Genomic DNA, 11,443 nt, shown 5'->3' with positions numbered 1-11,443 from the left:
ACGGCGAGTCAGGGTCATTGCTGAAGTTGTCAATATTGACCCAGCGTAAATTGTCACGCTGCTCGGTCCAGTTAGTGCGAGCAATCGCTAAGTCATTTAAAGAGGGGTCTTGATCATCATCGAGAATATCACTGGTTTGGGCAGGTAATAAATTATCAAAAAAAACAATAATCGATTCATTGCTAGGGTTGGCAGGTTGAGCTTGGTCGAGTTGAAAGTCGCGCTGGTTAAAGCGGTGAAGTGCATTGGCCTCTTGCAAAATCGGGTAAGCGGAGGTGCTGATATTAATATCAATATTGGTATTTTGGTCGCGACCATCATCACCATCTTCGGGCTCGCCGTTATCAGTACTGCCCGAGGTTTTTAATACGCAACCGCCAAGTGTTAACAGAACGGTCAATAAGATAAGGGCTTGGCAGCGTTTGCTGCGCAGAAAAATGATCATGATGGTGTTTCGGCGTTCTGCTCGGTTTTTGACATGGCCAACGCATCGGCATCGGCGTCTGCTTGGGTGTAGAAGCAGGCAGAGGTGCAGGTCTCTCGAATTTGAACTCTCGAAAGTAATGGCAGCAAAGGCTTGCAACGTTGCCAAATCCAGCGGGCCAGGTTTTCACTGGTCGGGTTTTCTAGGCCTTCAATGTCGTTCAAGTAGTAATGATCTAATTGTTCTAGGATGGGTTTAAAAGCCGCTTTGACATCGCCAAAGTCCATCACCCAGCCGCTGGTTTCACCAATCGGGCCGGCAAGGTATAAACGCACATAAAAGGTGTGGCCATGCAGCCGCCCGCATTTATGGCCCTCAGGTACGTTCGGCAATCGGTGTGCAGAGTCAAACGAGAATTCTTTATAAATTTCCATCGCACTAGTTTCAAAAAATCGAGAAAGCGCATTTTACGTTAAGCGTCAACGCAACAAAAGTGTAAACCGATAGATGCTTGTTTAATTACTAATCAGTCTTATCGCTTTCGATCATAAATAGATTGACAGACGACTAAAACTGCCTAAAATACGCAGCTCTTTTTGGGGTGATTAGCTCAGCTGGGAGAGCATCTGCCTTACAAGCAGAGGGTCGGCGGTTCGATCCCGTCATCACCCACCAAACAAACATCTGGCGCGATGAGCTACCCGCGCCGATGAAAGAATTGCGGACCGGTAGTTCAGTTGGTTAGAATACCGGCCTGTCACGCCGGGGGTCGCGGGTTCGAGTCCCGTCCGGTCCGCCATTTACACAAACTTTTTGCTTGCTAACTACGGCTTAGCTGAAGCAAGTTTAAAGTTTCAACAACTGTGCGCAGTTGTGACTTTAATGTCGTCATGTTGTTATTGTCGTCGTTGTTAATGTCGTCATTACATATCGCAACAACGCAATGCAATGTATCGATTTGAATATGATACGACATTAGAGGCTCTTACAGGGTGATTAGCTCAGCTGGGAGAGCATCTGCCTTACAAGCAGAGGGTCGGCGGTTCGATCCCGTCATCACCCACCAATTTAGTCGCTGTGATGAACTACCAGCAGCAACTATAAATGTAGAACTTATGTATCAGTGTTTTGCTTACCGCTATTGATAGCTGTTATTGATAGCTGTGGAAAGTTAAATTTGATAGTTAAATTCTGCATATCATTATGCGGACCGGTAGTTCAGTTGGTTAGAATACCGGCCTGTCACGCCGGGGGTCGCGGGTTCGAGTCCCGTCCGGTCCGCCATTTCTTTTTACATCTGTTTTTATCTTTAGTTTATCTGCCTTACTTATTTATTGCTTACTCTATTGCTTATCGTCTGCCGTGTGCGCCTCTCAAGCTTGCGGACTGAGATTTTTATAGCTTAGTTGGTTTCGCTCAATCACTGCAAATGATGCTGTACTGCTTATCAACAAGCGACATAAGCGGTGTTATACGCTATGTTAATCAGCCTCTTAATAGGCCAGCTATAGCGGTTTTTTTGCAATAAAAGCCGACATCGGACGGCCATCTGCTAGGTAATAAACCTGATCTTGCAGTAGCTCAAAGCCAGCATTCAGATGAAAAATCTGTTTTAGCTCGTCAGGCTTTAATAAAAAGCGTGGGTTCTTGGGGCGAGAGATGCGTTCACAGCCCTGCATAAAGGTCTGATAAATGATAAAGCCACCCGGCGCCAGTAAATGTATCATCTCATCAAATAACGGGCGATGAAGGTATCGTACAACAGTAATGGCATCAAATGTTTCGGCATCAAAGGCATTAGCTAAGACCGATGACGCTGACTGTTCTAAATCAAGGCATCTTGTTGCTATCGCCAACTGCATCTCTGCTGCGGTTAGCTGGCAACGCTCAAGGCTACCGGCGTTATAATCAACGCCGGTCATTTGCCAGCCGTGCTGGGCCATTGCTAGCATGTCGCGACCACTGCCACAGCCAAGGTCAAGGCCGCGCTTGGTGGTATTAGCTTCGCTGTCGTACATATCAAGAAAGTCCGCAACCAATGCCGATGCGCGCCATAGCTTCAATTGCTGCTGTGCAGCATCTAGCGGGCCTGAGGCAAGCAGCTGATGCTGTTGCAGCCAGTCGATGCAGTCACTTTGCCAAATGATCAAGGTAACTTGATGGTACTGTTTATCGAAAAAAAACTGCTGGCATTGCTGAGATTGATCCGCATCGATGAGAATAAACAGCGCTTGATGCGCAGGACTTAGTTCATGCATGCGAGCAAATAAATCTTGGCATGGAATATTGATGCTTTGCCGATGACGTAAGCGCAAAAATGTCTCGGGCTGACGACAATCTAAAAATGTGATCGATCTGTCATTTAGCAGATGCTCAGATTGACTGAGGCCATCATGTATTGTGATATGCATGCTAATCTTCGTTCGCCTTAAAATCAGTGAGTGACGGTGTGAAACCCTTGCATAAAACCTTTGTCCAACGTTATAGCTAAACTTATGCTAAAAGTGATGCAAAAACAGATGCTAAAAGTTATGCCGTTATTGTATCCAGTCACAGAGTAAAAATATCTATTTATGGCAATCTATCATGAGGCCGTCTGCTTAATCATCAATAAAGCGGTCATTCAAACACTTTCCACTGCTGAATTCGGCGCAATTAAGCAAGGTGTAATGCACTTGTCGAATTTCTGCGATCAAACGCTGGATGCGGTGTATGTGCAATTCGATCAAAGCAGCAAGCTTCAAGCTGTGCTTTGTTTTGCCTTGCCATTCAATGCTTCTGGCAGCGTAGCTGCCGGTTGGCAGCTGCCATTTGAAGAGTTGCTCTATGATGCTGAGATAGTTGCAGGTTTGAGCGACCACCCGCTTCGTGTGGTAACGCAATCAAACTGCCATCGCGCTTGGTTAGCAGCAAGTTTAATTGAGCTTGAACATGATTGGCTGGCGCTAATCCAATCAGCCGTCAATGATCTAGATCCGCAGGCATTTGCTCCATCGCGCGGGGTTGAGAATCAGGTGCCGGTGCTTCAGCCAATCAGTCGAGCGATTGAGCCTCAGGCAGTTGTCGATGATATTCCACTGGCAGTTCCCACGCTAAGCCCTGCTAGTATGCCAAAGCAATCAGCTCAAGCAGAACAAGAGCAAGCCGCGAAACGCGAGGCGCAGTTGCAAAGTGACTTAGAGCAATTACGGTCTGAGCATCAGCTATTACAGCAGCGGCATCAGCAAACGGTGTCAGAGCTGCAGCAAAAACTGCAGTCCACTCAGCAGCAACATATGGATGAAATTGATCTGTTACGTCAGCAAGTCGCAGATCAGCAGCGTGAATATACCTCGATTGCCGAAAAGCAGCATGATGAGGCTGCCGAATTTGCGGCTGAACGAAGCAATTTATTAGATCAGCTGGCGGAAGGGCAGTTAATAGAGCAACAAAAAATTGCTGAGCTAAAGCAGGCCTTTGATCAAGAGCTGCAAAGCCGATTAAGCCAGACGGTGCATGATTATAAGCAGCAATTAGTGTTGCGAGAGGTGGAGTTGTTCTACCGAGAGGAAAAGGCCAGTTTATTAGATGCTGAGATATCTCGTTTAAAGCAACAGAATTATCAATTGCTGCATGATAGCGATCAACGTGTGCTGCAACAGCTGCATGATAGTCAGGTGACCTTTGTTGCTTATCATCTAGGTGTCGGCCATATTACCATTGCGCTTGACGATGTTGCTCGATATCTTGATGATACAGCTGCGTTTTTGGCAGAGTACTGCAAGCTTTCTAAGTCAGCATTTTTAGCTTGGCTGAGGCATTATGAAAGCCCGCAATGTGAGTATCGGCAGGGAACCCAAGATGCCTGTTGCAAGCCGCTTAACAGGGTTGAATTAGCTTCGGACTTTGTTATCGGGCAATCTAACATCTGTGATCAACATCGAAATGCTTAAAATCTTTAATATTTAAAAATTAAAACACTTAAACATTATGCTTGATCCACTAGTTTTCCAAGGCTTTATGCAACAGTGCGATGATATAAAAGTTGATTGTCAGCTGCTGGATTTGTCATCAAAACGCTGGTGTGAAATTCGTCTAGATCAAATGCACCCGATTATTTCGGGTAACAAGTTATTTAAGCTATTGCCATTTTTATCCCTTTTTCAGCAGCATGATTATCAGCAGATTATAAGTCTAGGTGGACGTCACTCTAATCATTTGCACGCATTAGCATACCTGTGTAATCAGCTTAATATTCCTTTTACGGCTTTAGTGCGTGGCTATCCTGAACAAGCTATGACGCCAACTTTAACAGATCTGCAGCAGTGGCATGCGAGCATATATTTTCTCTCGCACTGGCAATACAGCCAGCGCGATGATTTAGTCAGGGTTAAAGAATATTGCGCCCAGCATGGCATTGATATAAACAAGGCTTTATTCATTGCTGAGGGAGGTAGCCACTTTATCGGGCAAAACACTGTCAATGACGATGCAGCGGTTCAGCTACTTAGAAAGATTGTGCTGCATAGCCTGAGTGAGCAACAATTATCCTTATCCGATTTTGATTATGTTTCATTACCCGTAGGCAGTGGCGTCTTTCTGCAGCAGGCGCTGCGAGCATTATCGAAGCCAATACTTGGCATCTTGGCGTTAAAAAATCATCAACAGATGGCTGATAAATTTTCTGTAGATGCTAACGCTGAGTATGAAGTTCAATTATTAAACAATAGTTTTAATTTATCTTTCGGTAAGGTTAATCAGAGTCTTGCCAGCTACCTACAGGAGTTTAGGTATAAGTACAGTCACGATTTAGACCCTATTTATAATGCCAAACATTTTTTTTCAGTGACTCAGTGGATGCAGCAGAATCCAGCAGCTAGAGTATTGTCTCTGAATACTGGCGGTTTACAGGGGGCGAGATATTTACAGTCAAAGCTCGCCATATTGATGAATAGTTAAGCGATGTTGATTGGTTATGCAAGAAAAGCAAGAAACGCAAGAAGCGCAAAAAAACCAAGTTACGCAAGATAATAATCATGACATGTTGCCAGACAGTATTTGGCAGCGACTTATTCCATTAAATGCACTCTCGGCCAAGCAAATGCAGCAGCTGTGCTTGTCAGCTAAGGTATTAAACGCCAGCGGCGGTAATAACTTCATGCAGCCTGGTGAACAGCGAGACTGTTACTATTATTTATTATTTGGTTCGATAGAGATTCGCACATTAAGCGGTGAAATTTTTTGTTTATCCCACCTTGATGAAAAAGCAGCCTTGCCATTTATATCCGCCAGCACGCAACGTGTATCAGTCACCGCACGCTCTGATAGCAAAATTCTGCAAGTTGAGGCGAAACAGTTAGAAAGCTTACTCGCCTGGGGCTTAGCAGCAAAGTGTATATTGGCGGAGATAGCTGATCAGGCTACTTTAGAGGCGGATTATCTATGGATAAAATCTTTGCTGGAGTCGAAGCTGTTTTTAAAGGTGCCGCCTTTAAATCTTCAACAAATCATACAAAAATTCGAGTCTGTAAAAGTTAGTAAGCAGCAATGTATTATCCGGCAGGGTGATGTAGGCGATTGCTGTTATTTCTTAAAATCAGGTGAAGCCAAAGTTTTTCAATCAGACAGTGGTGAGCAGCCAATAGCGCTGTTGCACCAAGGTGATGTCTTTGGTGAGGACGCGCTAGTCAATAATGCGCCGCGCAATGCGTCAGTGATTATGTCTCAAGATGGTGAGCTGATGCGATTAGCACAGCAAGATTTCTTCAGTTTGCTGGCGAAGCCAAACGTAAACTATATAAGCTTAAACACATGTTTACATGCTAAGGCAAATAACATCTGTTTCATTGATGTTAGAACTGAAGCAGAGTTTAATGCCGGTCACTATGCAGGTGCTATTCATCTACCTCTGCATTTGAGTTTTTTAAAGTCGGCTGTTTTAGACTCTGGTATGCATTATGTCTGTTACTCAAATCGCTTAGATCGCGCAGAGATGGCCAGTTATTTTTTAAGCCAGCAAGGTTTCAATGTGCGAGCACTCAAGCCAGGTATTGATGAGCTGCGTGCAGATCAGCGGCAGTTGTTTTCAACGCAGAGCTTGATTACAGATAAATATTAACTAAAAACTAACATAGATAAGTTGTTATAACGAGCCTTAACAATTGCTAGTCTGAACGGCTTAAGATTTGAATAAGGGCTGCTCGAGTCCAGGCCATGTTCTCGGTGCGATAAAGCAGCGAAATACTTCTTCAACTAATTCATTTGCTTGCTGAAAGTTAAGATTAAGCGCGCTTATCAGGGTATCTATATGTTTACTTTTATGTGTACTTTTATATGTACTTTCGCTCAATGGCCTGAAAGCAGTTAACATAATTGGGCTGCGTTTGTTGTGCAGCAGGGCATTTAGTCGCTCTTTGATGACGCAGCTGTTCACGGCTTGCTGGCGCGCGATCACCTCGATAGATGCGATAGGGTGAATTTGACTTAACCAATCCGGCTTTGCCAAAATCGCCCAGTCGTATTCAGTTGCTGAAAGTTGCTGATCAAACAAATCAACTTCATCAAGATATAACCACAGTGCAGGTGGTGAAGCCTTATGCTGTTGCCAAGGGCAAGATGTGATGTGATGAAAAATATAGCCTTTTATCGAGTAGCTGGTTTTAAGCGTATCCAAATCTATGGCTTCATGATTGCCTAGAGCTTGTTGAATGGCGGCTCGGCCAGCTGGAGTTTTGCCCAGCTTCAGCTGCTTATTTAACGTGTGGCTAAATTTTCTTGAGAGGCTGTCTTGGCTGTTCGGTCCTAGTAGAAAATCTTCTGCTGTAAAATCTGCATGCCAGGTTTGCGAGCTGAACAGTGCCGCGGTATCGAGATAAAACTTGATGGCAATCTCATGGTGAATCAGCTGCTGCTCGCGCTGCAGGATAAAATCAAACTCGCCTACGGTCTGTTTCTTCTCAAATACTTGTAGGTTTGCCACCAATACTTGCAATTTAGGGTATTGATTAAATAAATGTAGCCACAGCCTTTCATAATAAACCCCAAGCCGTAAGCGTCGGCCAGCTTTTAGTTCGTCATGCTGCATAACCTCTAAAACAGGCTGCCATTGCTGTTGTTCAAACTCACGGTCTAGTGTTTCAGCCAGCGTTGTGCCGTAGCAGTCATCATGGCTAATATTTGATCTGCTTAGCTCGGGTAACTGTAATGCCGCGACTAAGTCGAGAGCGTAATTGATGGCGGCGAGCTCGGCATCGGTGTTGGGTGTGGCTGACATAGATAAATCATACGCACGAATACTCTGAGCGGTGCGCTTGGCTTTGTTGTATACTGGTCAACCATTTAACCACACTGCTTGGATCGATATGGAGTATCAGTTTCGCAATATTGGTATTATTGGTCGTTTAGCTGCCGATAATACGCAGGTTTTAGAGTCGGTCAAACTGCTAAAACAGTTTTTACTAGCACGCGACCTGACGGTTGTTTTAGAAAAAGACATTGCCGCATTGATGCCTGACCACGGTTTACAGGTCAGCACCCGCAAGCTGATTGGTGAGATCTGTGACCTCGTTATTGTCGTGGGTGGGGATGGTTCCATGCTCGGTGCAGCGCGCGAACTGGCATCGCAGTCAGTGCCGGTGCTTGGTATTAATCGCGGCGGCTTAGGCTTTTTAACCGATATCTCACCGGATGAGATCGAAATTAAAGTTGAGCAGGTGCTTACCGGTGACTATATAGTTGAGCAACGGTTTCTGCTCGATGCGGTGGTCAAACGTGGCGGCGAGCCAGTAGCGAAAGGCAGTGCTTTTAATGATGTAGTCTTAAGCTCTGGCGAAACTGCACGGATGATGGAGTTTGAACTAGAAATAGAAGGACAGTTCGTTTACTCGCAACGTTCTGACGGTTTGATTGTATCAACTCCAACCGGCTCCACAGCCTATTCCTTATCAGCTGGCGGCCCAATAATGCACCCCAAGCTTGATGCACTTTGCCTAGTGCCGATGTTTCCGCACTCGCTTAATGCAAGACCCATCATGGTCGACGGTAATGCTGAAATTAAACTGAGAATTTCTGAAGATACGGCGACATCGCCTACCGTTACCTGTGACGGTCATATAAGCTTAAAAGCGCAGCCGGGCGATGTCGTTTATATTTATAAAAAGCCGCATAAGCTGAAACTCATTCATCCCACTGATCATAGCTTTTATTCTGCCTGCCGTGACAAGCTCGCCTGGGGGCAAAAGCTTGTTAATTGAAACCCGTTGCTCGCAATTCGATATTATTGGCGATGTCCACGGCTGTGCCGACGCTCTATCCCAGCTGCTACTGAAGTTAGGCTATCGTCAACATGCTGGTGTTTATCACTTCCCTGATGGGAAACGGCAGGTGATTTTTGTCGGCGATGTGATTGATCGCGGCCCGCAAATCCGTGAAACCTTGGCGATAGTGCGGTCCATGGTTGATCAGGGCGCTGCGCACATCGTAATTGGCAATCACGAATTTAATGCGGTCGCTTATTTTACAAAGCTTGAGCAAGGGTATTTACGTGCACACAATCCCAGAGCGCAACAGCAAATTCAAGCAACTTTAGACGCATTTGCGGCTCACCCTGAAGAATGGCAAGACTATCTGGATTGGTTTGCACGCCTGCCGCTGTTTCTAGAGTTTGAGCATTTTCGCGTTGTGCATGCCTGTTGGGACCAAGCCCGGATTGCTGCTTATTGGCAGCGTTTCAACAGTTATTGCCTTAGCCCTGAGCGTGTGCAGCAGTGTGCAGACTATACATCCGTTGCGGCCAGAGCTGTGGAACGATTAACGCGCGGCGTCAGTCTCAAGTTACCGCATGGCTATTCTATTAAAAGCCGTGATGGCTTTGAAAGACGCAGCTTTAGGGTACATTTTTGGGCTGAAAACGCAGAATGTTATGATGATATCGTCTTTCAACCCGACCCGCTGCCCGCTGAGATGCGAGCGCAACGGCTCGATGCCGCAGAGCAGGCACATTTAAGTCATTATCCCAGTCACGAAAAGCCCTTATTTATTGGACACTATTGGCTGCAAGGCGAGCCAGCACTGGTTGCCGCGAATATCGCCTGCTTGGATTATTCAGCGGTTAACAATGGTAAGCTTGTCGCTTATTGTTTCGACACTCGCTCGCCGATATTAGACCCTAAACATTTTGTTTTCGTAGAAAGTGATGTTAATCGCGCCATCGATATTGAAAACGACTTATCGATGTAACCGTCAATCAATGAGTTTTAGACAGCTATGGACTTAAAACAATTAATTCAAAATATTACCCCTGAAATCTATCAAAATTTAAAACGTGCGATTGAAATTGGTAAATGGCCCGATGGCAGAGCGGTCTCTGCTGAACAGCGTGAAAACGCGATGCAGGCCGTTATCGCGTATGAGATTGAACATAATCTCGACGATCAGCAGCGTGTAGGTTTTGTAAATATGGCTGGCTCAAACTGTCATAATGAAGACGGCAGCACAAAACCAGATAATCTTGAGCAAGCCAAACCGATTAAATGGCACTGAGATACGAGCAATGTTAGCTTCTGGAAATATTAATAAAATGCATACTGAATGGCTGCCTGATCAGGTTCAGTATCATTTACCGATTGGCGATCAGCTAGTTGATATCAATGCGCTAATTGGCCGCACCATTCATATAGATTATCAGCAACAAATCAACTGTCAGCACTGTGGTCGTAAAACTAAAAAAAGTTTTAACCAGGGCTATTGCTACCCCTGCTTCAGCAAGTTAGCGCGGTGTGATAGCTGTATTGTTAGCCCAGAAAAATGCCATTTCGAGCAGGGCAGCTGTCGCGAACCTGATTGGGCAGAGCAAAACTGCTTTGTTGATCATTATGTCTATTTGGCTAACTCCTCGGGTCTTAAGGTGGGTATTACCCGTGGCTCGCAAATTCCCACTCGCTGGATTGATCAAGGTGCGATTCAAGCCCTACCCATTTTAAGGGTTAGCACGCGACAGCTGTCAGGATTATGCGAGGTTGTTTTTAAGCAATACACCGCTGATAAGACTAACTGGCGAAAAATGTTAAAAAACGAGGTAGACATCCTCGATATGCGAGCTGAGCGAGACCGCTTATTTGATCTTGCGGCGGCTGACTTGCAAGCACTTGAAGATAAGTATGGGCTGCAAGCGATCAGCCGAATTTTAGATGCTGAGCCGACCGAGATTAGTTTTCCAGTCGAGCAATACCCAACGAAGGTGGTGTCCTTTAATTTGGATAAAAACCCTGAGCTTGTCGGCAAGTTGATGGGTATAAAAGGGCAGTACCTGATCTTAGATAGCGGGGTAATAAATATGCGAAAATATTCAGGCTATCAGCTAAATTTATCTGTGCTTGAGGATTAGTATGAAAGAAGCCAGCGCCGCGACTCAACCCGAAATTAAGTATTTGAGCGATTATCAGCCGCCTGCCTATACGATTGATCGAACCGAATTATATTTTGATATTCAGCCAGCATTCACTCTGGTGAGCTGCCATTTAACAATGCGCCGGCAGCGCTTGGAAGATTTACAGCTTGATGGCCAATCATTAGAGCTAATAGCCTGCTCTGTGGATGATAAGCCTTTAAGCTCGGATCAGTATGCCGTTACTGCAGAGCATTTAATTATTCAAGCTAAGTATCTAGCTGATAGCTTTACCTTAAGCACTAAAGTCAAAATTTTTCCTGCTGAAAACACTTCACTAGAAGGCTTATACCACTCGCGCGGCATGTATTGCACGCAATGCGAGGCCGAGGGCTTTCGCAAAATCACCTATTTTATCGATAGACCCGATGTGATGAGTGAGTTTTTGGTTACCATACAAGCGCCTGAGGGGCGTTTTAATCGCATGTTGTCGAATGGTAACTGTATTCAGGATTCAGTGCTCGATGGTGTTAGAACGGTTTGCTGGCATGACCCCTTTAAAAAGCCCTGTTATTTATTTGCACTGGTTGTTGGCAACCTTGCCGTGGTTGAGGACCAATTTGTTACGCAGTCTGGTCGCGATGTGAAGCTGCAAA

Annotated in this window: 12 protein-coding genes and 4 tRNA genes; 12 read left to right on the top strand and 4 right to left on the bottom strand. The window is 45.2% G+C overall.

Features of this window, described 5'->3' with window-relative positions; genetic code table 11:
* Both HRU21_07640 and queD read right to left on the bottom strand, forming a co-directional pair.
* On the bottom strand, nt 1-445 hold a 445-nt coding region (locus HRU21_07640), incomplete at its 3' end, for a hypothetical protein (protein ID NRA42165.1).
* Nucleotides 442-858 (bottom strand): 6-carboxytetrahydropterin synthase QueD, encoded by a 417-nt coding sequence (queD, locus tag HRU21_07635; protein NRA42164.1) that lies wholly within the window; start codon nt 856-858, stop codon nt 442-444. The genes queD and HRU21_07640, both read right to left, overlap by 4 nt.
* 165 nt (nt 859-1,023) lie before the next feature.
* Between queD and HRU21_07630 the strand changes: the two genes are divergently transcribed.
* The 4 genes from HRU21_07630 to HRU21_07615 all read left to right on the top strand — a co-directional run bounded on the left by HRU21_07630 (nt 1,024) and on the right by HRU21_07615 (nt 1,708).
* Nucleotides 1,024-1,099, top strand: a tRNA-Val gene (locus HRU21_07630).
* A gap of 47 nt (nt 1,100-1,146) precedes the next feature.
* Nucleotides 1,147-1,223, top strand: a tRNA-Asp gene (locus tag HRU21_07625).
* Nucleotides 1,224-1,414: 191 nt separating this feature from the next.
* Nucleotides 1,415-1,490: transfer RNA gene (locus tag HRU21_07620), tRNA-Val, on the top strand.
* Nucleotides 1,491-1,631: 141 nt separating this feature from the next.
* Nucleotides 1,632-1,708: transfer RNA gene (locus HRU21_07615), tRNA-Asp, on the top strand.
* A 221-nt stretch (nt 1,709-1,929) separates the two neighbouring features.
* Here HRU21_07615 and HRU21_07610 read toward each other — a convergent pair.
* A complete protein-coding gene (locus tag HRU21_07610; GenBank protein NRA42163.1) occupies nt 1,930-2,835 on the bottom strand; it encodes a methyltransferase domain-containing protein in 906 nt (301 codons plus the stop codon).
* A 162-nt stretch (nt 2,836-2,997) separates the two neighbouring features.
* Here HRU21_07610 and HRU21_07605 point away from each other — a divergent pair, with 162 nt between their 5' ends.
* The 3 genes from HRU21_07605 to HRU21_07595 are packed head-to-tail and all read left to right on the top strand — an operon-like array spanning nt 2,998 to nt 6,521.
* Nucleotides 2,998-4,356, top strand: coding sequence for a hypothetical protein (locus HRU21_07605; GenBank protein NRA42162.1), 1,359 nt, complete (start codon nt 2,998-3,000; stop codon nt 4,354-4,356).
* Nucleotides 4,357-4,393: 37 nt separating this feature from the next.
* Nucleotides 4,394-5,362 carry a hypothetical protein gene (locus HRU21_07600; GenBank protein NRA42161.1) on the top strand — a complete coding sequence of 323 codons (969 nt, stop codon included), beginning with the start codon at nt 4,394-4,396 and terminating at the stop codon, nt 5,360-5,362.
* Between the two features lie 16 nt (nt 5,363-5,378).
* A complete protein-coding gene (locus HRU21_07595) occupies nt 5,379-6,521 on the top strand; it encodes a cyclic nucleotide-binding domain-containing protein (protein NRA42160.1) in 1,143 nt (380 codons plus the stop codon).
* Between the two features lie 60 nt (nt 6,522-6,581).
* Here the strand turns inward: HRU21_07595 and HRU21_07590 are convergent, their stop codons facing one another.
* Nucleotides 6,582-7,676, bottom strand: a complete 1,095-nt coding sequence (locus HRU21_07590; protein NRA42159.1) for a DUF1853 family protein — start codon at nt 7,674-7,676, stop codon at nt 6,582-6,584.
* 88 nt (nt 7,677-7,764) lie between these two features.
* Between HRU21_07590 and HRU21_07585 the strand changes: the two genes are divergently transcribed.
* From HRU21_07585 to pepN, 5 genes are all read left to right on the top strand, one after another.
* On the top strand, nt 7,765-8,655 hold the full coding sequence (locus tag HRU21_07585; protein NRA42158.1) for an NAD(+) kinase: 891 nt from the start codon (nt 7,765-7,767) through the stop codon (nt 8,653-8,655).
* A complete protein-coding gene (locus HRU21_07580; GenBank protein ID NRA42157.1) occupies nt 8,645-9,640 on the top strand; it encodes a metallophosphoesterase in 996 nt (331 codons plus the stop codon). The genes HRU21_07585 and HRU21_07580 overlap by 11 nt, the downstream gene beginning before the upstream one ends.
* Nucleotides 9,641-9,667: 27 nt before the next feature.
* A complete protein-coding gene (locus HRU21_07575; GenBank protein NRA42156.1) occupies nt 9,668-9,943 on the top strand; it encodes a DUF1315 family protein in 276 nt (91 codons plus the stop codon).
* A gap of 10 nt (nt 9,944-9,953) precedes the next feature.
* Nucleotides 9,954-10,787 carry a DUF2797 domain-containing protein gene (locus HRU21_07570; GenBank protein ID NRA42155.1) on the top strand — a complete coding sequence of 278 codons (834 nt, stop codon included), beginning with the start codon at nt 9,954-9,956 and terminating at the stop codon, nt 10,785-10,787.
* A gap of 1 nt (nt 10,788) precedes the next feature.
* On the top strand, nt 10,789-11,443 hold a 655-nt coding region (gene pepN, locus HRU21_07565; GenBank protein ID NRA42154.1), incomplete at its 3' end, for an aminopeptidase N.

It is taken from the genome of Pseudomonadales bacterium (genome assembly GCA_013215025.1).
GTDB lineage: Bacteria > Pseudomonadota > Gammaproteobacteria > Pseudomonadales > DT-91 > DT-91.
The sequence above is the reverse complement of the archived record's forward strand: the minus strand, read 5'-3'. Positions and strand labels throughout refer to the sequence as shown.